This window comes from Mesorhizobium sp. LEGMi-168a, assembly GCF_058312955.1.
On the sequence record NZ_JBZEGV010000008.1, the window covers coordinates 193,185 to 215,688 of the forward strand.

At 65.3% G+C, this 22,504-nt stretch carries 24 protein-coding genes; 12 read left to right on the plus strand and 12 right to left on the minus strand.

All coding sequences use genetic code 11. The features are described 5' to 3' along the window. The first annotated feature begins 266 nt into the window (after positions 1-266). The 4 genes from AC4FWB_RS14170 to AC4FWB_RS14185 all read left to right on the plus strand — a co-directional run bounded on the left by AC4FWB_RS14170 (position 267) and on the right by AC4FWB_RS14185 (position 3,630). Positions 267-1,058 carry a 3-methyl-2-oxobutanoate hydroxymethyltransferase gene (locus AC4FWB_RS14170; RefSeq protein WP_491026722.1) on the plus strand — a complete coding sequence of 264 codons (792 nt, stop codon included), beginning with the start codon at positions 267-269 and terminating at the stop codon, positions 1,056-1,058. 8 nt (positions 1,059-1,066) lie between these two features. Continuing rightward, a complete protein-coding gene (locus AC4FWB_RS14175) occupies positions 1,067-2,074 on the plus strand; it encodes a sterol desaturase family protein (protein ID WP_491026723.1) in 1,008 nt (335 codons plus the stop codon). Between the two features lie 129 nt (positions 2,075-2,203). Continuing rightward, on the plus strand, positions 2,204-3,175 hold the full coding sequence (locus AC4FWB_RS14180; RefSeq protein ID WP_491026724.1) for a substrate-binding domain-containing protein: 972 nt from the start codon (positions 2,204-2,206) through the stop codon (positions 3,173-3,175). Between the two features lie 140 nt (positions 3,176-3,315). Next, a complete protein-coding gene (locus tag AC4FWB_RS14185) occupies positions 3,316-3,630 on the plus strand; it encodes a MocE family 2Fe-2S type ferredoxin (protein WP_491026726.1) in 315 nt (104 codons plus the stop codon). Between the two features lie 144 nt (positions 3,631-3,774). Here the strand turns inward: AC4FWB_RS14185 and AC4FWB_RS14190 are convergent, their stop codons facing one another. After that, complete coding sequence (locus tag AC4FWB_RS14190; RefSeq protein ID WP_491026728.1) at positions 3,775-4,146, minus strand: endonuclease domain-containing protein; 372 nt, start codon at positions 4,144-4,146, stop codon at positions 3,775-3,777. On the opposite strand from AC4FWB_RS14190, the gene AC4FWB_RS14195 reads away from it, so the two are divergent. Continuing rightward, positions 4,085-4,285 (plus strand): hypothetical protein, encoded by a 201-nt coding sequence (locus AC4FWB_RS14195; protein WP_491026795.1) that lies wholly within the window; start codon positions 4,085-4,087, stop codon positions 4,283-4,285. The genes AC4FWB_RS14190 and AC4FWB_RS14195 overlap by 62 nt on opposite strands. Before the next feature lie 16 nt (positions 4,286-4,301). Here the strand turns inward: AC4FWB_RS14195 and AC4FWB_RS14200 are convergent, their stop codons facing one another. Beyond that, a complete protein-coding gene (locus AC4FWB_RS14200; protein ID WP_491026729.1) occupies positions 4,302-4,601 on the minus strand; it encodes a hypothetical protein in 300 nt (99 codons plus the stop codon). A gap of 128 nt (positions 4,602-4,729) precedes the next feature. Between AC4FWB_RS14200 and AC4FWB_RS14205 the strand changes: the two genes are divergently transcribed. The 3 genes from AC4FWB_RS14205 (at position 4,730) to AC4FWB_RS14215 (ending at position 7,758) form a co-directional block, all read left to right on the plus strand. Continuing rightward, positions 4,730-5,629, plus strand: a complete 900-nt coding sequence (locus AC4FWB_RS14205; protein WP_491026730.1) for a VOC family protein — start codon at positions 4,730-4,732, stop codon at positions 5,627-5,629. Between the two features lie 37 nt (positions 5,630-5,666). Next, positions 5,667-6,269 (plus strand): sulfotransferase family protein, encoded by a 603-nt coding sequence (locus AC4FWB_RS14210; RefSeq protein WP_491026731.1) that lies wholly within the window; start codon positions 5,667-5,669, stop codon positions 6,267-6,269. Between the two features lie 112 nt (positions 6,270-6,381). Further along, complete coding sequence (locus tag AC4FWB_RS14215) at positions 6,382-7,758, plus strand: amidase (protein WP_491026732.1); 1,377 nt, start codon at positions 6,382-6,384, stop codon at positions 7,756-7,758. A gap of 28 nt (positions 7,759-7,786) precedes the next feature. Here the strand turns inward: AC4FWB_RS14215 and AC4FWB_RS14220 are convergent, their stop codons facing one another. Further along, positions 7,787-8,518: a DUF2270 domain-containing protein gene (locus tag AC4FWB_RS14220; RefSeq protein ID WP_491026733.1), complete on the minus strand. Its 732-nt coding sequence runs from the start codon at positions 8,516-8,518 to the stop codon at positions 7,787-7,789. 107 nt (positions 8,519-8,625) lie between these two features. Continuing rightward, positions 8,626-8,832 carry a hypothetical protein gene (locus AC4FWB_RS14225; protein WP_491026734.1) on the minus strand — a complete coding sequence of 69 codons (207 nt, stop codon included), beginning with the start codon at positions 8,830-8,832 and terminating at the stop codon, positions 8,626-8,628. A 430-nt stretch (positions 8,833-9,262) separates the two neighbouring features. Here AC4FWB_RS14225 and AC4FWB_RS14230 point away from each other — a divergent pair, with 430 nt between their 5' ends. Together AC4FWB_RS14230 and AC4FWB_RS14235 are read left to right on the plus strand one after the other, a co-directional pair. Next, positions 9,263-11,491, plus strand: coding sequence for a cation:proton antiporter domain-containing protein (locus AC4FWB_RS14230; RefSeq protein ID WP_491026792.1), 2,229 nt, complete (start codon positions 9,263-9,265; stop codon positions 11,489-11,491). A gap of 236 nt (positions 11,492-11,727) precedes the next feature. After that, complete coding sequence (locus AC4FWB_RS14235) at positions 11,728-12,294, plus strand: hypothetical protein (protein WP_491026735.1); 567 nt, start codon at positions 11,728-11,730, stop codon at positions 12,292-12,294. An 86-nt stretch (positions 12,295-12,380) separates the two neighbouring features. Here the strand turns inward: AC4FWB_RS14235 and AC4FWB_RS14240 are convergent, their stop codons facing one another. Continuing rightward, positions 12,381-13,505, minus strand: coding sequence for a helix-turn-helix transcriptional regulator (locus tag AC4FWB_RS14240; protein ID WP_491026737.1), 1,125 nt, complete (start codon positions 13,503-13,505; stop codon positions 12,381-12,383). 185 nt (positions 13,506-13,690) lie between these two features. Here AC4FWB_RS14240 and AC4FWB_RS14245 point away from each other — a divergent pair, with 185 nt between their 5' ends. Next, positions 13,691-14,134: a cupin domain-containing protein gene (locus AC4FWB_RS14245; RefSeq protein WP_491026738.1), complete on the plus strand. Its 444-nt coding sequence runs from the start codon at positions 13,691-13,693 to the stop codon at positions 14,132-14,134. 125 nt (positions 14,135-14,259) lie between these two features. Here AC4FWB_RS14245 and AC4FWB_RS14250 read toward each other — a convergent pair whose 3' ends face one another. Then, a complete protein-coding gene (locus tag AC4FWB_RS14250) occupies positions 14,260-14,895 on the minus strand; it encodes an ankyrin repeat domain-containing protein (protein ID WP_491026739.1) in 636 nt (211 codons plus the stop codon). Positions 14,896-15,056: 161 nt separating this feature from the next. Next, positions 15,057-16,268: an MFS transporter gene (locus tag AC4FWB_RS14255; protein ID WP_491026740.1), complete on the minus strand. Its 1,212-nt coding sequence runs from the start codon at positions 16,266-16,268 to the stop codon at positions 15,057-15,059. Between the two features lie 443 nt (positions 16,269-16,711). Between AC4FWB_RS14255 and AC4FWB_RS14260 the strand changes: the two genes are divergently transcribed. Further along, on the plus strand, positions 16,712-17,131 hold the full coding sequence (locus AC4FWB_RS14260; RefSeq protein WP_491026742.1) for a VOC family protein: 420 nt from the start codon (positions 16,712-16,714) through the stop codon (positions 17,129-17,131). A 15-nt stretch (positions 17,132-17,146) separates the two neighbouring features. Here AC4FWB_RS14260 and AC4FWB_RS14265 read toward each other — a convergent pair whose 3' ends face one another. The 5 genes from AC4FWB_RS14265 to AC4FWB_RS14285 form a co-directional block, all read right to left on the minus strand. Further along, entirely contained in the window at positions 17,147-18,664 is a 1,518-nt protein-coding gene (locus AC4FWB_RS14265) for a winged helix-turn-helix domain-containing protein (RefSeq protein WP_491026743.1), read from the minus strand. A gap of 63 nt (positions 18,665-18,727) precedes the next feature. Beyond that, complete coding sequence (locus AC4FWB_RS14270; RefSeq protein WP_491026744.1) at positions 18,728-18,961, minus strand: hypothetical protein; 234 nt, start codon at positions 18,959-18,961, stop codon at positions 18,728-18,730. A gap of 282 nt (positions 18,962-19,243) precedes the next feature. After that, positions 19,244-20,137 (minus strand): carbohydrate ABC transporter permease, encoded by an 894-nt coding sequence (locus AC4FWB_RS14275; RefSeq protein WP_292040664.1) that lies wholly within the window; start codon positions 20,135-20,137, stop codon positions 19,244-19,246. A gap of 1 nt (position 20,138) precedes the next feature. Next, the gene (locus AC4FWB_RS14280) at positions 20,139-21,077 is read right to left on the minus strand and encodes a carbohydrate ABC transporter permease (protein ID WP_491026745.1); all 939 of its coding nucleotides are present in this window, start codon (positions 21,075-21,077) and stop codon (positions 20,139-20,141) included. An 81-nt stretch (positions 21,078-21,158) separates the two neighbouring features. Next, entirely contained in the window at positions 21,159-22,484 is a 1,326-nt protein-coding gene (locus tag AC4FWB_RS14285; protein ID WP_491026746.1) for an ABC transporter substrate-binding protein, read from the minus strand. Positions 22,485-22,504: the final 20 nt, after the last annotated feature.

Below are 22,504 nucleotides of genomic sequence, written 5' to 3' on the forward strand. Positions count from 1 at the left end.
ATTTGATCAAGGAACCGCGAGCCTTAGCGCGTGTCCCGGTGCTAACTCGCCCGTGAACGGGAGACGATCGGACTCTCCCCCTCATCCGGCCGCCGCGCGGCCACCTTCTCCCCGAGGGGAGAAGAGGCCGGCACCGACGCAGCGCGGCTCCTCCCCCTTTGGGGAGAGGTCGGATTGCCCCGAATTGCCCTTCGCAATTCGGTTGGCAATCCGGGTGAGGGGGACTTTCCGCCACCGATCGTCCTTCGCGAACGGGAGGATCACCAGTGACCAGACGCCTGACGGCCTACGATCTGCAGAGCGCCAAGGGCAGCAAGAAATGGCTGCAGCTGCATGTCGACACGCCGGCCGAGGCTGCTGCCGCCGTCGCCTGCGACATCGTCATCTTATCCTGCGAACCCGACCATAATCTCGAAGCCATCCGCCAGGCGGCACCCTTCGCCTTCCTCTCCGTCGGCATGCCGCATGGCGCGGTCGCTTCGCCCGAGGAGGCGGTGCGGCTCGGCTTCGCCATGATGAAGCGCGGCGCCGATGCGGTTTATTCATCGCATTCGCCGCGCTTCATCGAGGCCATGGCGGCCGAAGGCATTCCCGTCACCAGCCATGTCGGCCTGGTGCCGAACCGCGCCACCTGGACGAATTTCCGCGCTGTCGGCCGCACGGCCGAGGAAGCCTTCAAGGTGCTTCGCGCGGCGAAGGACCTTGAGAATGCGGGCGCCGCCTGCATCGAGGTCGAGGTGGTGCCGGTGCGCCTCGCCGAACACATCACCCGCTCGACGCCGCTGATCACCATGGGCATGGGCTGCGGCACGGCCTGCGACACGCAGTATCTGTTTTCCTGCGATGTGCTGGGCACCCACACCGGCCACTATCCGCGCCACGCCAAGCGCTATGCCGACCTCGTTACGCTGGAGGCCGAGCTGCAGGAAAAGCGCATCAATGCCTTCCGCGCCTTCGGCCGCGACGTCGCCGCCGGCGCCTATCCCGAAGCGAAGCACCAGGTGGATATGGACGATGCCGCCTATGACCGCTTCCTCACACTTTCCCAGTCTTTGTGAGACCAGCCATGGACGACCTTAAATACGGCACGCGCAACAAAAGGGGCGACTGGGCGCCGAACGAGCCTGCCGGCACCGCGCCGCTCTTCGCCTTCCCGCCGCGCCCGCTGGCGGTGCTCAAATGGCTGCCGCATTATTTCCTGCCGTACAACCTGCTGTTCGCCCTCTCGGCGGCGGCGTGGTGGCGGTTCGTACTGCCCGACGTCGAAGTGATGAAGACGCTCGCTGTCGGCTGGATCCTGCGCCTCTTCATCGTCAACTGCGCGGCGCTGCTGGTCTTCTTCGGTGCCTTCGAGCTTCGACTCTACATATTGAGGGCCCAGGGCAACCGCTTCAAATACAACGGCAAATGGCCCTCGGAACAGAAGAGCAAGGCCTTCTTCTTCGAGAGCCAGAACCTCGACAACATGCTGCGCACCTTCGGCACCGGCATGCCGGTCTGGACGGCGATCGAGGTGACGATCCTCTATCTCTACGCCAACGGCTACGTGCCGTGGCTGACCGTCGCCGAGCACCCGGTCTACCTGTTCCTGCTGGCGTTGGTGGTGCCGATTATCCACGAGACGCATTTCTTCCTGCTGCACCGCGCGATCCACTGGGGGCCGCTCTACAAACGGGTGCATTCGGTGCACCACAATTCGGTCAACCCGTCGCCCTGGTCGTCGCTGTCGATGCATCCGGTGGAGCAGCTCGGCTATCTCGGCGTCGCCTTCTGGCACCTGATCATCCCGTCGAACCCGCTGCTGGCGCTCTACCAGCTCCACTATGCCGGCTTCGGCGCCATTCCCGGCCATGTCGGCTTCGACAAGGTGGAGCTGACCGACAACACCAGCGTCGATAGCCACGCCTACATCCACTACCTGCATCACAAATATTTCGAGGTGAACTACGGCGACGGCCTGATCCCGTTCGACCGCTGGTTCGGCACCTTCCACGACGGCAGCAAGGACGGCGAGGCCCGCATGCAGGCCCGCTACGAGAAGAAGAAGGCGCGCGCCAACGCCGCTGCGAAATGACGACAGCCACGTGGTCGGTCTGAGCCGCCCGCTGGTGAGATGGCCTTCGGCCATCCACCCAAACCATCCCGAAAGGGCCGGAGACAAAAGCGGGGTGAACCGGCACCCATCCGCAAAGGGAGGAAACCCGTGAAGAAACTGCTCATCTCGACGGCTTTAGCCGCTTTGTGGTTGACGGCATTTGCCGCGACTTTGTCGATGCCGGCAACAGCCTTCGCCGCCAAGCTCGGCGTCTCGATCGTCAACTTCGACAACAATTTCCAGACGCTTTTGATGCACGGCATGCAGGACCGCGCCAAGGAGGAGGGCGCCGACATCCAGGTCGAGGATGCCCAGAACGACGTCGCCAAGCAGCTCGACCAGGTGAAGAACTTCATCGCCAGCGGCGTCGACGCCATCATCGTCACGCTGGTCGACACCAATGCCTCCAAGACCATCAGCGAGGAAGCGGCCAAGGCCGGCATCCCGCTGGTCTTCGTCAATCTCGAGCCGGTCGACATGGCCAAGCTTCCGGAAAAACAGGTCTATGTCGGCTCGAACGAGGTCGAGTCCGGCACGCTGGAAGCCTTTGAGGTCTGCAAAATGCTGCGCGCCAAGGGCAAGTCGGCCGGCGCGACGGCCTACATCGTCATGGGCAGCCTGGTGCACCAGGCCGCGCTCCAGCGCACCAAGGATGTCGAGCAGATCTTTGCCACCGACATGTGCAGCTTCATCAAGGTCACCGACAAGCAGTCGTCGGAATGGTCGCGCGACAACGCGCAGAATCTGATGACCAACTGGCTGACCGCAGGCCCGGCGCCCGACGCCGTCATCGCCAACAACGACGAATCCGCCATCGGCGCGATCCTGGCGCTGAAGGCCAATGGCGTCGACATGAAGAACGTCGTCGTCGGTGGCATCGACGCCACCCAGGACGGGCTGCAGTCGATGAAGGCCGGCGAGCTTTCGGTGACGGTGTTCCAGAACGCCAAGGGGCAGGGTGGCGGCGGTGTCGACGCGGCCCTCGCGCTCGCCAAGGGCGAGAAGGTCGACCGCGTCGTCTACGTGCCGTTCGAACTGGTGACGTCGGCGAATGCGGCGGAATACTTGGGCAAGAACTAGGGGACGGAGCGCGTCTCCCTCATCCGGCCGCTGCGCGGCCACCTCTCCCCTTGGGGAGAGGTCGGATTGCCCCGAATTGCCCTTCGCTATTCGGCTGGCAATCCGGGTGAGGGGACTTTCGCCACGCAAAAGGAAAAGCAATGTCCAACTGGATCAGGGCCTGCGGCCTCGACGACATCGAACAGGAAGGCGCTCGCCGCTTCGACCATGGCGGCAAGACATACGCCGTCTTCCGCTCACCCGATGACGAGGTGTTTTGCACCGACGGGCTGTGCACGCATGAGGCCGTGCACATCGCCGACGGGCTGGTCATGGACTACGAGGTCGAATGCCCGAAGCACGCCGGCGCCTTCGACTACCGCACGGGAGCGGCCAAGCGCCTGCCGCCGTGCATCAATTTGCGCACCTATCCGGCGAAGGTGGAGGCGGGAGAGGTGCTGGTGGCGGTGGGATGAGGCGCTGCGCCACCTTCTGCTTACATTGGCGATTGGCGAAAGCGGCCGCGACGGCCAATCTCCCCCCAAGTGGGGGAGATGTCCGGCAGGACAGAGGGGGGCGCTGTCCCGCCAGCTTGGCGGACATCGGACATCGCCGACCTCTCAGGCCGGATCGGCCAATCCGGCCGTGATGACAATGTGCTGGCAGACATTATCGAGGTCGCGGATCACATCGTCGTTCCAGAACCGCAGCACGGTCCAGCCATCCTGCTCCAGCCGCTTCGTCCGATATACGTCAGCCTCGGCAAGACCCGCGTTGCCATGTTGTGACCCATCGACCTCGACGACGAGCCTCTTCTCGGGGCAGGCGAAGTCGACGATGTAGCTAGCGATCGGAAATTGCCTGCGAAAGCCGAGCCCCATCAGCCGATGCGCACGAAGCTCGTTCCAGAGTTTCAGCTCGGCGTCGGTCATGACCCTGCGCATCGATTTCGCGTTGGCGCGGTGTCTTGGCGGCAAAGGCGCGTGGGTCATCGTCGAAGGTTTTGGCCGAGGTCTAGGTCGTCGACGTTTTTACTCTACGGCGCCCCCCTCTGTCCTGCCGGACATCTCCCCCACTTGGGGGGAGATTGGCAGCTTCGGCGCCTTCGCCAATCTCCTGGGGAGAGAATAAGGAGAGGGCGCCCCGCCTAAATCCCCTCGCCATCCACCAGCGGCACGTCATCCCCTTCCCATGGGCTCGGCATCGATCCCCGCCCTGCCGTGGGCAGCGGCATCCAGCACCTCAGTTCCGGCTCGGCATATTCGACGACGCGGCCCGGCGAGGAATCGGAGGCCCGCCAGCCTTCCACGCCGAACTGGTCGGCGCGCGACCAGTAGGCCATGTCGACCTCGGCCGGTCCCTGTTCGGACGAGCGCACCGTCACCAGGATGCGGCTGCCGTCCCGCGGCGCGCTCGCCATGTTGCGCCAGTGGTCGGTCTCGTCCATGTGAATTCCTCCTCAGTCTATCGCCGCAATAGTCGCCGCCCGCCGGGGAGGGGTCAACCCGAACTTGGCGCAAGACAGAAATATCGTTCAGAGCTAATATGTTGCCGACCGCAATCGGATAGACGACGATGGACGAAGGATTGCTGTCTCAAGCCACTCGTCTCGGGCCGGTCCATCTCAAGGTGACCGATATCCCGGCGGCCCTGACCGTGTGGCGCGATACCCTTGGACTCGAACCGATAGAGGAGAACGACGCCACGGCGGAGCTCGGCGCCGGCGGCAGGACGCTGATCGTGCTCCATGCCGGTGCGAGCGTGCCCCTGCCGCAGAAATCGCGCGATCTCTTCCATGTCGCCATCCACGTGACGACCCGCCGCGATCTCGCCCATGCCGCCGCCCGCCTCAAGGCGTCGGGCCTGAGATACAGCGCCCAGGACCATCTGGTTTCGGAATCGCTCTACGTCTCCGACCCGTCCGGCAACGGCATCGAGATCTGTTTCGACACGCCGGAGCGCTTCCTGCGCCGGGCAGTGTCGGCCGAGGGCCGAGTGGCGCTGATCGCCACCGACGGCAGCGCGCATTCCGGGCTCGAGCCATTGGACGTCCCGGGCCTGCTGCGCGACCTCGGCAATTCCGGCCATGTCGAGCAGAGAATGGCGCGAGACGCCTTCATCGGCCACATCCACATGCGTGCCCGTACGCCGGAGGCGCTGATGCAATTCTATGTCGGCGTGCTCGGCTTCAAGCCGCATATCCAGTCCAGGACCTTCGGCATGTTCGACTGTGGCACCGAACGTCGCGCCCATATGATCGCCTTCAACATCTGGGCGCGCGACGAACTGCGCGAACCGCCGCCGAATGCTGCCGGCCTCGATCATTTCACGGTCGCGCTTGTGTCGGCCGAACAGCTTGATGCGGTGGCTTCCAGGCTCAATGTCGCCGACGTGTCGGTGAAAAAGATCGAGGGTGCGATCGAGGCCGCAGATCCGGAGGGCAATCGCTTGCGGCTCGTTGTCCAGGCAGAGTGATTTTCGCGGGCTGACTTGCTTCAGGGAGGAGGGGAAAATGTCGATCGGGGTGATTGGAACCGGCTTTGGCCGGACCGGCACGGATTCGATGCGCGAGGCGCTGACGATGCTCGGCTTCGGTCCGTGCCACCACATGTCTGATGTCTCGGCGCATGAGGAGCAGAAGCGGCTCTGGCGCGCCTTGGCCAAGGGCGCTGCGCCGGACTGGAACAGGCTCTTTGCCGGCTATAAATCATGCGTCGACTGGCCGTCGGCGCATTACTGGCGCGAGCTGATCGAAGCCTACCCGCAGGCGCGCGTCATCCTCACCTGGCGCTCGCCCGAACGCTGGTGGGAGAGTTTTCAAAAGACGATCTTGCCGGCCATCGCCGGCAGCCAGGATCAGGAGTCGCTGGGCATTTCGCTGGTCGCGAAACAGGTCTTCGGTGGCCGCCCCGATGACCACGCGCATGCGATCGCCGTCTACGAGGCCAATGTCGAGGCGGTGCTGAAGACAGTGCCGGCCGAGCGCCTGCTGATCCACAAGCTCGGCGACGGCTGGGAGCCGCTCTGCGCCCATCTCGGCGTCCCGGTGCCGCCCGAGCCCTATCCTAACCGCAACACCGCGCAGGAGTTTCGTGCAACGCTTTCGTTGAATTGAGGGAGTAGGGGAATAAGGGAATGGGAGTCAAAATACGCGTCCCCGCAATCTGTTCTTCCCTACTCCCTTACTCCCCCACTCCCCTACTTCCTTCCGAAGGGAGGACACGACCATGACCCACCCCGACACCACTTTCCTCACCGCCAGACAACTGGCGGCGGCGATCCGCGAAAGGAAAGTCAGCGCCGTTGAGGCGATGGAGGCGCAGCTTGCCCGGATTGCGCTGGTCAATCCGCTCCTCAACGCCATCGTCACCCTCGACGAGGCGGCGGCCCGCGCCGGAGCGAAGGCTGCCGACCTGGCGATCGCGCGCGGCGATGTCGTCGGCCCGCTGCATGGCGTGCCGATCACGCTCAAGGACGGGCACGCTACCGCCGGCATGCGCACCACGGTCGGCCTGGAGGCCTTTGCCGACCATGTTCCGACCGCCGACAGCACGATCGCCGCGCGGCTGCGCAAGGCGGGCGCCATCATCATCGGCAAGACCAATGTGCCGCCAAGGCTGCGCGACCTGCAGACCTCCAACCCAATCTTCGGCCGCACCGTCAACCCTTGGGATGTCACGCGCACGCCCGGCGGCTCCAGCGGCGGCGCGGCGGCGGCGGTTGCCGCCGGGCTGGTGCCGCTGGAGATCGGCAGCGACGCAGGCGGCTCGATCCGTATGCCGGCGCATCTCACCGGCATCTATGGCTTCAAGCCGACGCAGGCGACCGTGCCGATTACCGGCAGCTATGCCGATCCGCCCGACATGCCGCGCTCTTTCCGCCTGCTGTTCGACATTGGGCCTATAGCCCGCGACGTCGACGATCTCATCCTCGCCCACCGTCTCATCGCCGGCGCCGACGGCCTCGACACCGAAGTGCCGCCGGTGGCGACCGACGAGGCACCGGAGCCGCCGCTCGGAGAGCTCAAAGTGGCCTTCGCGCCCGAATTCCCGGGCGTGCCGACCGCGTTCGACATCGCCGAGGCGATTACAGGCTTCGCAGGCGCGATCGAGGTCGGCGGAGCGCGGGTAGGGGAGGCCTTGCCGCATCATGATTTTGCGGCTGAGCGGGCGCTGTTTTCCGATCTCATCACCTGGTACTCGCAGGTCTTCTGGCAGCCGCGCGAAGCCTCGCCCTCGCTGGCGGCCTATCTCGAGGCGCTCAACCGGCGCGACGAATTCATCTTCGCCTGGGAGCGCTTCTTCGACGACTGGGACGCGCTCGTCTGCCCGGTTATGATGTGCACCGCCTTCCGCCATCGCGAGATGGGGGCGCCGATCCCCGTCGACGGCGTCGAGACGCCTTACTGGAGCGCGCTCAGCCATGCCTGCCGCTTCAACCTGACCGGACATCCGGCCGCCGTCATTCCGATCGGCCTCGACCGGGAGGGCCTGCCGATCGGCGCCCAGCTCGTCGGCCGCCGCCATTCGGACATGAAGCTGCTCGCCGCCGCCAAGGCGCTGGCGCGCTTGACCGACGGCTTCGTCAGGCCGCCGGGATTGTGAGGCGGCGCTTTATACGACGTTGGACCGCTCACACATGCACGTCGCCGAACGACAGTTCGCCGTCATCGGCGCTGATCAGGAAAGCCGCGGCGAGCATGCCGATATAGAACACCGCCACGCCGCACACCACCACGACGCCGGGGATAGGACCGAGCGTCGCCACCCGGAACGTGTCGAGCAGCGAGGCGCCGAAGCCGAGCGGCGAGCCTTCGCGCGACAGGCTCGGTGTGGTGATCTTGAGCACCCAGGCGAGCAGCAGGATCGTGTACATGGAGATGTAGTTGCGGCGCAGCCGCCTGATCAGCGCCGAACGCTGCGAGATGAGGAAACGCGGCGAGCGCAGGCCTTCGCCCAGGATGGCCAGCCAGTTGGAGGCGTAGTCCGGCTGCGGCGAGAAGATTTGCGCGAAGTAGTAGCGCTCGAACTGGCGCACCCTCGCGCGGTAGACGTCGAAGAAGCGGTAGCGACGCGCCTCGATCCACAAAAGCAGCGTGATCAAAAGCATGGCGAAGAGCAGCACGCCATGATGCGCGCTCGCCGTCGACAGCGACACCGAGAGCATCGCGGCAACGACCGTGATCGACCAGTTGCTGGTGCGGTCGAGCCGGTCGCGCCAGCCGGCCATGCGCGCGATCTCGGCGCGGTGGAAATGCGACATGGTGGTTGCGAATTCGGACGAGGTCAGCTTCAGCGCGAACGCGTCGGATCCTCGCGGCGCGGCGGCCGCCTCGGCTGGTTTTATGGTCTGGACCTGCGACATCCCCGTGCCACGTGCCTCCCGCCGTGGCCGGCCGAATAAGCCGGCCACACCCCATATAACACAATGTGCGGCCGGCTGAAATGTTCCCGCCCTTTCAGGCGGATAGGTCAGGATGCGATGGGGGGCATTGCCCGCTTTGAAGCCGCCGGAAACGGCACCACCTCGGCCTCGGGCCGGGCATATTGGGCGGTAGCGACCGCCTCGATCACGAGGTCTAGCGCCGCGAGTGCGGCGCGGCTGGTTTCGTCGTCGCCGCGCAGATAGTGACAGGCCCTGTCGAGGTGCAGGTGGGCGGCGGCAAAGTCGCTTTTCATTAGCTTCTCCTTATTGCCCGCCGTGTCTCGACCATGAGCGAGTCGCTTTACCCAAACGCAAACATCCACAACCGCATTTGAATTGAATTGTCAGGGTCGCCGAAGCTGCCAATCTCCCCCCTCGTGGGGGAGATGCCCGGCAGGGCAGAGGGGGGCGCTGTCCCGCCAGCATTTCAGTCGCTTTCGTCCACGCGTTCAGATTAAGAATGGGGTATGCCGCAGATGGATTGGATCGAAGAAGGCGCTCTACGGCGCCCATGTGTCCTTCCGAACATCTCCCCCTTAAGGGGAGATTGGCAGTTCTGGTTCCCCGTGCAACCGATGCAGTGGCCAAACCGTTATCGCCAGGCATAACTGAGGGGTGCAGAAATTGTCCTTCCTAACCAATCGGAGCTGGACGATCGCGCTCGCTGCGGCGGCGCTGCCTTTGATGCCGGCTGTCGCCTGGGCTGCCGAGAAGAGCGGCATGTCCAGCGAAGGCATCTTCGTTCTCGAAGTCATCCTTTTGCTGCTCGTCGGCCGCGGCATCGGCGAGTTGCTGGAGCGCCTCGGCCAGCCGGCGGTGATGGGACAATTGATAGGCGGCATCCTGCTCGGGCCTTCGCTGCTCGGCTGGCTGTGGCCCGCGGCCGAGCGCGTGGTCTTTGCCGGCGATGCCGCGCAAAAGTCGATGATCAATGCCATCGCCCAGCTCGGCGTGCTGATGCTTCTGCTGCTGACCGGCATGGAGACGGATCTGCGGCTGGTGCGCAGGGTCGGCCGCGCCTGTTTTTCCATCTCCGCTGCCGGCGTCGCAGTGCCTTTCGTGCTCGGCTTCGTGGCGGCGCAGTTCATGCCGGCCTCGCTGCTCGCCACCGGCAGTGAGCGGATCGTCGCCGGCCTCTTCCTCGGCACCGCGCTGTCGATCTCATCGGTCAAGATCGTCGCCATGGTGGTGCGCGAGATGAACTTCATGCGCCGCGACCTCGGCCAGATCATCGTTTCCTCGGCCATCATCGAGGACACGATCGGCTGGGTGATCATCGCCATCACCATCGGCATCGCCACGCATGGCCGCATCGAGCTCGGCAGCCTCGCCTTCACGCTCGCCGCAGTCGCCGCCTTCATGGTCTTTTCCTTCACGATCGGCCGCCGCATCGTCTTCGACGCCATCCGTTGGACCAACGACACCTTCCGCATCGAATATGCCGTCGTCACCGTCATCCTCGCCATCATGGGCGCCATGGCGCTGATCACCGACCTGATCGGCGTCCACACCGTGCTCGGCGCCTTCGTCGCCGGCATACTGGTCGGCGAGTCGCCGATCCTGTCGCGCCACATCGAGGGTCAGCTGCGCGGCGTCATCACCGCGCTGTTCATGCCTGTGTTCTTCGGCGTTGCCGGTCTCTCGGCCGACCTCACCGTGCTTGTCGATCCCGAGCTTCTCCTGCTCACCGTGGCGCTGGTGGCGATCGCCAGCATCGGCAAGTTCGGCGGCGCCTTCATCGGCGCGGAGTTTGCCGGCATGAGCCGCGCCGAGGGGATCGCAGTCGGCTGCGGCATGAACGCGCGCGGCTCGACCGAGGTCATCGTCGCCTCGATCGGCCTGTCGATCGGCGTGCTCTCGCACACGCTTTTCACCATGATCGTCACCATGGCCGTCATCACCACTTTGGCGATGCCGCCGACGCTGCGCTGGGCGCTCGGCCGGCTGTCGATCGGCGAGGCGGAGAAGAAAAGGCTGGAGCGCGAGGAGGTCGACCAGCGCGGCTTCATCGCCAATCTGGAGCGGCTCTTGGTGGTGGTCGACGAGGGCGTGGTCGGCCGCTTCGCCGCCTACCTTGCCGGCGTGATCGGCGCCGGCAAGCCGATGACGGCGCTGCACGCCAGCGGCGAAAGCGAAGCCGATCCCGGCGAAGCGGGGCATCCGGACGAGATCGAGAGGGGCGCCGAGGAGGGCCGCGAGGCTGCGAAGGAAGCCGACGAGGAGCCCGCGCGTGACGTCCCCGTCATGCGCCGCCGGCACGATGCCGCGCTCTCGGCCGAGGCGGTCGCCAAGGAAGCGCGCAAGGGCTATGGCTTGCTGCTCATCGGCCTCGGCCGCGCGGTGACCGCGAAGGGCGGCTTCTCGCGCCGGCTGAGCGAGGTTGCCGGCGCCTTCGATGGACCGCTCTGCCTGGTGCTGAAGCCGGCCGGTGCCGGCCGCCAGATGCCGCGGCTCGGTCCGGGATCCGGCAAGATCCTGGTGCCGGTCAACGGCACCGCGGTCGCTCGCCGTGGCGCCGAGCTGGCGCTTGCCATTGCCACCGTCACCGGCGCGCCGGTCAAGATGCTCTATGTTGCGCGGATCGGCCGCGACGAGCCGCGCGACACCGTCTCGCATCGCCGCAGGGAGGCTGTGCTGAAGGACATCGTCGCGCTTGCCGACCGCTATGGCGTCGAGATCGAGACTGCCATCCGCAGCAGGGCCGCCGCTTCTGATGCCATTGCCCGCCAGGCGGGCAGGCAGGTGGCGTTGATCGTCATGGGCGTGGCGCGGCGGCCGGGCCACGAGCTCATCTTCGGCGAGACGACGAGCGGCGTGCTGCAGCACTGCCCGTGCCCGGTGGTGCTGATCTCCGACGCGCGCCTGCGCCGCGACGACGAGGGCAGGGAGGCGCTGAGGTCGGGGACGGGGTAGGGAGCTGCCGATCTCCCCCCTTGAGGGGGAGATGCCCGGCAGGGCAGAGGGGGTCGTCTAACCTCGAGCGCCGGCGCGCCTTTGTCGAAACGAAGAAGAAGTTGGCGCTCCACGCGCGGCGACCCCCTCTGTCGCCTCCGGCGACATCTCCCCCTCGAGGGGGAGATCGGCAGCTCTGGCCACCCCGCTTCAAAACCGGGCTGGATCTATTATCCTTGCCGCTGAGGAGGTCGGCGATGAGCTTCAGCACAAAACCTCTCGACATGACCACCTGGCCGCATTTTGCCGCGCTGGTCGAGCGGCACAATGGCGTGTGGGGCGGCTGCTGGTGCATGGCCTTCCACGCCAAGGGCGTGGGCGCCGCCGGCAACCGCGTCGCCAAGGAGGTCTTGGTGCGCGAAGGCCGCGCCCATGCCGCGCTCGTCTTCGACGGTCCGGACTGCGTCGGCTGGTGCCAGTTCGGACCGACCGCCGAACTGCCGCGCATAAAACACCAGCGCGCCTATCGCGAGGGGCTGACGGCGCTGCCGGACTGGCGCATCACCTGCTTCTTCTCCGACAAGGCCCGGCGCGGCAAAGGCGTGGCCGCGGCGGCGCTTGCCGGCGCGCTGACCGAGATCGGCCGCCTCGGCGGCGGCATGGTGGAAAGCTATCCGGAGGACGCTGAAGGGCGCTCGGTTGCCGGCGCCTTCCTGCATAACGGCACGCTGGCGATGTTCGAGGCGCAGGGTTTTAGCCGCAATCGCCGGATCGGCAAGTATCGCTGGGTGGTCGAGAAGATGGTGGCGGCGGAAGGCGGTTAGCGATCTCCCGCCCCCGGCGAGAGGGAGCGTTGGAGCAGTACGCGTGGAAAGCAGCGCAGGGGTTGCCCGCCCGCGAAAAGGTCCGGCTATTGTCGGTCGTAAAGCCCAGTCGCCGCGATGAGGCGCACCAGCTCCGCCTGTCGCCGCGTCTCCGTCTTTTCGAATACGTGCTGCAGGTGGGTGCGCGCCGTGGTGACGCTGATCTTGAGCTCATCCGCGGCTGCCTGCAGTCCTTCGCCACGTGCGATCGCCATGGCCACGGCCGCCTCGGCCGGGGTCAGCCGATAGAGACTGTGCAACTGGTGCTGCGCGGTTCTTGGCGCGCTGTCCGGATCGGCCACGAACACGATCGCGGCGGGGCGGCCGGCCACGAACCATGTCGACTGGGTAATCAGCGGCGCCACCAGCACGCTCAGCGGCCGGCGCGGCGCCGGCCGCGCGAGCGCCATCACGCCGCCTGCGGCGTCCGATCGCTCCGCGGCCGCGGCGATCAACCGCTGAAATTGCGCCGCTTCCGCCGGCCTAGTTGCACGCAGCGCCGATTTTTCGGTCCTGATCCCGTCGGCCTCGGCAAGCAGCGCCTCGGCCGTCCGGTTGGCGAACAGGATCTCGCCGGTCGCCGCCACGATCAGCACGCCCTGGGCGATCCGGTCGAGCGCCTCGGCATTGGCATCCCTGGCGAGCTCGGAGCGCGAGAGCCGCAGCCTCACGCCCGCCGCGCGGACCAGGTGTGGCCCGATGCGGCGCAGCCGTTCGAGATGCTCGGGCTCGAACTCGCCGGCCGCCTTGGCGCGTCCGCACGTGAACACGACGCGCACGTCGGGCTCGTTGGCGAGCACGACCCCGATCGGGTGGCACATGTCGCCGGGCCGGCAAAAGTCGTTATAGAACTCGGAGCGCTGGTAGGCCTCGCGCGGCAGGAGGTTCCACACCGGAATCAAAGTGCCGGCGGGCAGCCTGGCGATACGTGGCAGGAACACATTGGTCTTGTAGTAGTACTGCGCATAGGTGCGGTCCGCCTCCGGCGGCATGCGCACCGAACTCGCTTCGCTGTGCAATGTCCTCGCGTTCTGGAACGTCAGCTTGGTGGCGGCGCCCTCGAGAAAATCCGACAGCAGCTCGAGAACCTGCGGCCAGCGGCCGGGCTCAACCGCCGCATCGTAGATCTGCCCGACCAGTCGATCGAAGTCGTGGACGCGCGCTTCTGACATCTGCCCTGGCCGGAATTTACCGCTCCTCACCCGACGGGACCTGCAGTTTGCCGGAAGCCGGTTTCACTGACAACCATTTCCCCGCTGGTCCGCGCCGCATCTCATATGTTCATACGAGGCGACCGCCCGACATTACGTGTAACTATCGTGCCGATGCAAAGCCATTTCTATCGCGGGACACTCGGATGCAAACGCGGGTAGCAGCTGGTACTCAAACCGATTGGAATGGCACCCACTACGAAGCGCTTCTGACGCCGCGCGAGACGGGCGGAAAGTTTGGAGCATTTGCATCCCATGCTGGTCCGGGCGATGGACCGCCGCGCCACCGCCATCCCAAGTCCGACGAAGTCTTCGTCATTCTGCAAGGGCGGCTACGCTTCTGGCGTGCCGGGGAAGTCTCCGAACGCACCGCCGGCGAAGTATTCTACATTCCCGCTGGCGTTGAGCACGCGTTCGTCGTCGTTGAAGATGCACGATGGATCGCCATTCTGTCCCCGGGCGGTCTCGAAAGTTTTTTCTCGACGGTTGCCGCACGGGGGTTGGAGATTCCGCGCGATCTCGCAGAAATCAAGGCGATCGCGGCCCAATTCGATATGGAGATTACCGGGCCGCCCTTGGCCGTCGCTTGACCATAGGCGCCGGCACGCGCCGCACCTTGCAATCGGTGGCGCCACGCGCCTGTTCAACCGGGGAGCCGCCGTCTGCATGGGTGGCGCCGCGGCGACGATCGCACTGAGGAACTGAGAGCTATCGTTCACTTGCCTTCGAAGAAGGCGTGGATCGCCGCGTCCAGCTTCTCGATGAGTTCCGCGTTGCGCGTGCTGCCGGCCCAGATCAGGGCGTTCAGCCGCATGTCCTTGTTGAGGAAACTCACCTTCCGGGACGCCAGCAGATAGTCCGCGACCTCGTAGTGCCGCCCCTTGATGGCCTCGATGAGCGCGCTGTTGCGTCCCGTCTTGTCGGCCAGGTTGACGTCCGCGCCATGCTCGACGAGCAGCGTGACGACGTCCAGATGCCCGTTCCTTGCGGCTTCTATCAGCGGCGTCCTGCCGTAATAGTCGGCGCGGGCATCGATTTCGATCTGCGGGTGTTTCACCAGCGCCAGCATGCAGGCGTAGTGACCCTTGGCAGCAGCCAGGCTCAAGGGCGTGCTCTTCCATTTGTTCCTGGAATTCACGTCGATCGCCGGGTGGCCGATCAAGGTTTCGAGCACCGCGATGCGGCCGTTGTGGGCCGCAAGATGCAACGCCGACCAGCCGCCTTCGTCGGTCTGGTTGATGTCCGGGCCCGCCGCCAGTTCCGAGCCGACGGCCTCGGCATCGCCCTTCTCCGCCGCGACCAGCAGGCTTGACCAATTCCTGGCTTCTGCGGCTTCCGTGCCTGCGGCCACTGCAATATCCCCCGGATGATGGATCGCGCCGGCCTGGCCGGCATCTCAGATGCAGCGTCTTGGCGCAGAGTTTCATACTCGCCGCCATCCGGCAAATGGATTTCGAAGCGCGGGCCGGCGGTTCCATGAAGATCGGAACCGCCGAATGTTTATTGCGATGTCTACGCCATCTGCAGCCGCTGCCGGCTTGGCTGCGGCGGGAAGGCAATTGCAATGCCGGCAGCACCGAGACCCACCAGCGCCGAGCCGATGAACAGCCAGGAATAGCTGGCATAGGCGTCATAGATCATGCCCCCGGCCAGCGGCCCGAAAGACATGCCGAGGCTGGAGAGCATGGTGGCAGCGCCGAGCACGGTGCCGATGATGCGTCCGCCGAAATATTCCCGCGCCAGCACCGCGTAGAGCGGCATCACGCCGCCATAGGTGGCGCCGAAGATCACGGCCAGAACGTAGAAATGCTCCAGACGGCCGGCGCCGAGATAAGCGGCGATCACCAGGCCCTGGATCGCGAGCCCGGTGACCAGCACCGGCTTGACGCCCAGCCTGTCGGCGAGCACGCCGTAGAGCAGACGGCCGCCGAGGCCAGCGAGGCCCTCGACGCTGTAGATCGAGACGGCCGCCATTGGCGCCACGCCGCAGGCCATCGCATAGCTGACCATGTGGAAGATCGGGCCCGAATGCGCGGCGCAGCAGGCGAAGAAGGTCATGCCCAGCACCAGAAACTGCGGCGAACGCAGCGCCTGGCCGACACTCATGCCGGGGTCGTCGGTGGCAGGCGAGGGCATGCTGCCGTCGCTTGCCGCGACCGCCGCCGGCGGCTGGCGCACCAGCAAGACCACGGGGAGCAGAAGCACCCAGGCCATGACGCCGATGTCGAACATGGCGGTGCGCCAGTCATAGGCCGAGATCAACCAGCGCGCGAAGGGCGAGATGGTCATCGGCGCCACCCCCATGCCGGCCGAGACCAGCGACACTGCAAGGCTGCGGTTGGTGTCGAACCAAGTGGTGGTGAGCGCGATCATCGGCGCGAAGAAGGCGCTGGCCGCAAGGCCGACGATCACGCCGTAGCTGAGCTGGAACACCAGAAGCGAGCCGGCGCGGCTCGCCACCACCAATGCCAGGCCAAGCAGCACCGCGCCGGCCAGCACGACGGGGCGGGCGCCGACGCGGTCATAGATCGAGCCCCAGGCAAAGCCGCCGAGCCCCATCACGAGGAAGTTCAGGGTCATGGCGCTGGAAATGCCGGCGCGCGACCAGCCGGTATCGAGCGACATCGGCTCGAGAAAGATCGCCAGCGAGAACATCGCGCCGAGCGCCACACAGGTCATCAGAGCGCCAGCCGCGACGATGACCCAACGATAGGAATGGTTCATGGTTTTCTCCCATGCCGTAAGGCATCCTGTTTGATGCAGCACGGTTTTTCCAGGCTCATCGTGCCGCTTGCGTCCGAAGGACGCCGGGGGCGACACCGATCCTACAATCTGGTTGCATTTTTTATCCGGATTTTTTTGGGGATGGAGATTTGGTTGCCGCCTGCAAGGTCGCGATCCTTCGCGCCCCCCTCTGTCCTGCCGGACATCTCCCCCACGAGGGGGGAGATTGGCAGCTTCGGCGCAGGCGCTTCTTCCTGCGACGTTGGAGATTGGCCAAAGCCGGTGTGACATCTGATCTCCCCCCAAGTGGGGGAGATGGCCGGCAGGCCAGAGGGGGGCGCTGTCCCGCCGACGTCTCAAAGTGTCAGCAGCCTGCAGCCCCCACATTGACCGCACACCGGTCCCTTCTAAATTGACCCCCTCACCAATCAGGAGGCACCCCCATGGAACTCTATCGCGGCCGGCTCATCGACCACCTCCATCTGGTGGTGCGCGACATCAAGGCGAGCCGGCGTTTCTATGGCGCGGTGCTCGAGGTGCTGGGCATCCCGATCGGCGGCGAGGCGGAGGATTATTTCTGGGCGGACGAGCTGTTTGTCTCCAGCGCCGACGGCCGCGCGGCCCAAGGTGTGCTCACCGGCCGCCATCATCTGGCCTTCCAGGCCAAGGACCGCGCCATGGTCGATGCCTTCTACCATGCGGGGCTTGCCGCCGGCGGCAAGGACAACGGCGCGCCGGGCGAGCGCCCCTATCACCCCGGCTACTACGCCTGCTTCCTGCTCGACCCCGACGGCAACAACATCGAGGCTGTGTTCCATGGCGAGGCGAAGAGGAGTGCTGAGGCGGTGGGGATCAGTTTCTAGCGGAGGATAGCTGGCTCACATTGCGGTATCCCACCCGGCGAGCTCGAGCCCCCGGCGTATTCGCTCACGGTCCTCGGCGCGTTCCAAGCGCGTTTCTCCGACGATTTGCGCGATGGTAAGATCGGGCCGCAGCGTGCGACCTTTCTTCGCGCAAGCCCGCGCCTTCTCGGTGTCGCCGGCGAGCGCGTGGCATATGGCCAGCCGTGCCCACTGCCAGGCGCCCTTGTGGGACAGGCACGAGAAGGACGCTGCCGCTTCCCGGTAGCGGTCGAGAGTCAGCAGGGCTTCGCCCCGGTCGTAATAATACCACGCCGGATGCATGGGGTTGAGCTGGATGGCCTTGTCGAGCAGGGCCAGTCCGGCCTCGCCATCGCCGCGCAACCCTTTGAAATGGCCGATCTGAGCCAGCGTGTCGGCGTCATAGGGGTTGAGATCGAGCGCGCGAGTGAAATGCCTTTCGGCGGCGTCGTACTCATCGTGGCCCCGGTAGAGCAGGGTCAGCGCCAGGATGCGGTGGCATCGGGCTTCGTCGGGGCTGAGCGCAATGGCATGCAGCGCCCGGTCGCGCGCCTGATCGAGCACAGCTCGCGGCGCATCGGCATAACCGCCGATGATCACCTCAGCGAGGGCAAGGTAGGCATGCGCCAGCCCCGAATCCGGATCACGCTCGATGGCCTTCAGGAAATGCGCGCGCGCCTCCTCGTTTACGCCCTCGCCATAGCTGCGCAGCAGCGCCATGCCGCGCAGCAGGTGGAGATAGGCATCGAGATTGGCGGCGGGCGCCGGCTGCCCGCGCCGCATGACCGCGCTTTCGATGTTGGCGACCAGCGCCATCACGATCCGTTGCGCCACGGTTCTCTGGAAGGCGAAGATATCGCCTCTGGCGAAGGTGAAGTCCTGCGCCCAGACGCGCTGGCCGGACGCGATCTCGGTGAGCACGACGCGAGCGCCGTAGTCGTCTCCGGCGGCCTCGATCCTGCCTTCGGCGACGTAGTCGGCGCCCAGGCGCCTGGCGGTCGCGCGAATGTCTTCGCTCGAATACCCAGCCAAAGCGAACGCTGAATGACGCGCCAGCACCGCGACGGTCTTGAAATATGAGAGCGCGGTGGTGATTTCCTCGACGGCGCCGTCGAACAATGCCTTGGCCGTCGCGTCTGCCGCGTCGACATGGAACGGCAGGACTGCCACCATCGGCTCCGCCCGGGCAGCGGTGGCGGCCGGCGGCGGCGCGGCCTCGATCTCGGGCGCCTGGAACAGATAGCCCCGGCGCTGCACCGTGCGGATCAGCGCCTGCGCCTCGTCGCCGATCGCCTTGCGGGCATCGCGGATGCACTGGGTGAGCGAATCCTCGCTAACGATGATACCCGGCCAGACGGCCGCCAGGAGCTCGTCCTTGCTCAGCACACGGCCGGGATTGCGTGCCAGGAAGGCCAGCAACTCGAAGGTCTTCGGCCGCACTGCAACGATCTCGCCGTCACGCCGCAGCGTGCCCAGGTCGAGATCGAGAACCGCGCAGCCGATCCGTAGCGCCAAACTCTTGCCCCATCGCCGCGCCTCATTGCGCGACGATTATCGGAGCGTCATATGCCGGCAAGGTCAAGCCGGAAACAAGTGCAAGCCTGAAAGGATGCCGCGAAGGCGAAGCCATGGCTTGGGCGGTGCGGCGACCGGGGCCTCCGCTTTCTCGCAGGACGCCAGCCCTTCGAGATAGGCGAGCATCTCATTGCTTTCGCCACAGCAAGGGCCGGCAAAGCCGGTCGAGAAGAAGCGAAGCAATTCCTCTCGTGCCAGGTCGGCGGGCGGGAATGGCGCATCGGCCTTCGTGTGCATGATCGACCTCCAGGGTTGGCGGCGGTGCTCGTCGTGGGCTGCTCGTCGCTGTCTGCGCAAGCATCGTCCTGACGGGCGCTCTTCGTCCTGAACGGCTGCTGATATTTTGCTGAATTTGTTCTGGCCTACCGCCGCCAGAACGGCTTTGCGAGTTCCTCCCGCACGTCGTCCATGGTCAGGCCGATGTCGCCGATCAGATGCGGCGCGTCCCAACTGGTGCCGTTCCGCTAATATCTACCGACTGGCGCATTGCTCCCGTGCAATGACCGGCGCGAGGTGCGGCTATTCCTTCACCGCGCCCGTCATCGAGGACACATAGTGCTCGACGAAGAACGAATAGAGCACGACCACCGGCAGCGAGCCGATCAGGGCGCCTGCCATCAACGCTCCCCATTCATAGACGTCGGAGCGGACAAGTTCGGTGAGCACGCCGACCGGCACCGTCTTCTTCTCTGACGATTGGATGAAGGTCAGTGCGTAGATGAACTCGTTCCAGGACAGCGTGAAGGCGAAAATGCCGGCCGAGATCAGGCCCGGCACCGACAGCGGCAGCACGATCTTGGTGAGGATCTGCCAGCGGGTTGCGCCGTCGATGAGCGCGCATTCCTCCAGCTCAAAGGGGATCGAACGGAAATAGCCCATCAGGAGCCACGTGCAGAACGGGATCAGGAAGGTCGGATAGGTGAGGATCAGCGCGAACGGCGTGTCGTAGAGGCCGAGGTTGAACACCATCACCGACAGCGGAATGAACAGGATCGAGGGTGGCACCAGATAGGCGAGGAAGACGGCGAGGCCGACCTGGCGCGCGCCCGAGAACCTCAGCCTTTCGATCGCATAAGCCGCAAGCACCGCGGCCGCCAGCGACAGGAATGTGGCGGCGGTGGATATGATGACGGTGTTGAGCAGCCAGCCCGGATAGGAGGTCTCGAAGAGCAGGTAGCGTATGTGCTCCAGTGTCGGATGCACGACCCAGAACGGATTGTAGTTCACATAGTCGGTCATCTCGACATTGGGCTTAACCGCCGTGATCGTCATCCAGTAGAACGGAAACAACAGCACGATCAGAAACACCAGCAGCGGCAGATAGACCGTCACCACGCGGCGCGGCAGGCTCTGCAGGTAGCCCATGCCGCCTTCGTCGGTGTCCAGGCGCTCGACTTCCTTGATCGCCGCCATGTCAGTCTCCGCCGCCTTGCTGCCACCTGCGCCGTTGCAGGCCGAAATAGCTGAACAGGATCGCCGCCAGCAGGAAGGGGATCATGGCGACGGCAATTGCCGCGCCCTCGCCAAGCTGGCCTCCTGAGATGCCGCGCTGGAAGGACAATGTCGCCATCAGATGGGTGGCGTTCACCGGCCCGCCGCGGGTCAGCACATAGATCAGCTGGAAGTCGGTGAAGGTGAACAGCACCGAGAAGGTCATGGTGATGGCGATGATCGGCGTCAAAAGCGGCAGCGTCACATGGCGGAACAGCTGCCAGCGGCTGGCGCCGTCGAGCGTGGCCGCTTCATAGAGCGACTGCGGGATCGTCTGCAGGCCGGCAAGCAGCGTGATGGCGACGAATGGAATGCCGCGCCAGACATTGGCCGCGATGACGGAGGCGCGCGCATTGGTCGGGTCGCCGAGGAAGTTGATGCGATGATCGATCAGGCCCATCTGCTGCAGCGCCCAGGAAAGGATCGAGAATTGCGAATCGTAGATCCACCAGAAGGCGATGGCCGACAGCACCGTCGGCACCACCCAGGGCAGCAGCACCACCGCGCGGAAGAACGACTTGAAGGGCAGCTTCTCGTTGAGGATGAGAGCCAGCCACAGGCCGAGCACGAATTTCAGGATCGAGGCGCTGACCGTGTAGAGCAGCGTGTTGAAGACCGACAGCCAGAAGACGCTGTCGCTCCAGAGATATTCGTAGTTCTCGGCGCCGATATAGATGCCGGGGCGGCCGATGCGGGCATCGGTAAAGCCGAGCCAGACCCCGAGCCCCAGCGGATAGGTGAGAAAAACCAGGAGCAGCGCCGCCGCCGGCAGCATGAAGCCGAGGCCGAGCACGTTGCGGCTCTCGGCAAGCCGCGACAGGATCGACGGGCGCCGCTGAACGGCAACGGACGGCACGGCCATGGCGCGGGCTCCTTGCGAGATGCGGTGGAACGGTGGGTGACCACGCTGTCGCGGCCACCCGTCTTAAGCTGTCCGACGCGATCAGACGCGGTAGTAGCGGTTGGCCCGTTTTTCCGCCTCTTCCATCGCCTCTTGCGGCGTGGCCTGGCCGGTCACCGCCTTGGCGAACATATCCACCAGCACATAGTCGGCCATGGTCGCGGCCGATGCATAGCCGAGCGGCCCGGCATAGCCGTTGGGGCGCAGCGTCGCCGAGGCTTTCGCGTAAGCCGCATTGTTCGGGTCGGCCTTCCACACCGGATTGTTGTCGAAGGCCTTCAGCGTCTGGCAGCAATAGCCGGCCGAAGACGTGATCCAGTCCGTCATCTGCGGGTCCTCGAACATGAATTGCAGGTAGGCTTTGGCGGCGTTGGGGTAGGGCGTGTAGTTGAAGATGACGGCGGTGGTCACCTGGTACAGCTCGACGGATTTCCCGACTGGACCGATCGGCATGTTGGTTGTGCGCATGTCCTTGGCGATCTCGGTCAGTTTCGGATCCTTGTCCTTGTTGACCTTGGCTGTGTTGTAGACGGAAATGCCGTTGGCGATGACGCTCACTTCGCCGGCCAGGAAGGCGCGGTTGTTGTTGACGTCGAGCCAGCTTTCAGTGCCGGGAATGAAGGTCTTGTAGAGTTCCTGCGCATACTCGATCGCCTTGAGCGTCTCGGGGCTGTTGATCGTCACTTTGCCGCTTTCGTCGACCATCTGGCCGCCATGGCTCCACAGCAGCCAATGCGCGTAATTGTTGCCGTCGCCGACGCCATGGCCATGCGTGAAGCCAGCCGGATGGCCCTTCGCCTTCAGCGCCTTGCAGAGTTCGAGGAAGCCGGCAGTGTCCTTCGGGAATTCCGCGAAGCCGGCCTCCTTCACCCAGCTCTCGCGATAGACGATGGCGTTGCCGATGGTGGCGAGCGGCAGGCCGAGGAACTTGCCCTCGCGCGTCGCATATTGTTTCGGCCCATCGTGCCAGCCGCCATATTTCTTGCCGAGATAGTCGCCCAGCTCCGTCACGTCGAGCAGCTTGTCGGGATATTGGTGCGGGTCGTCGAACCAGACGAACATCAGGTCGGGTCCCGAGCCGACATTGGCGGCGACCGCGGCCTTCGGACGGATGTCTTCCCAGCTCTCCTTGTCGACGCGGACCTCCACGCCCGTCGCTTCGGTGAACCGCTTCGTATTTTTGAGCCACTGGTCCTCGTCGCCCTGCACGAAAGGCGACCAGCGCAGCAGCCGGAGCTTGGCGCCTTCCTCCGGCTTGTAGGTCAGGCCCTCTTGCGCGAAGGCGCTCGAGCCGACGAAACGGCTGCCCAAGGCTCCGGCGGCCGCGCCGGCGGTCGTGCGGATCACGTCGCGTCTGGTGAACTTCATGCTCGTCTCCTCCTGTTGTT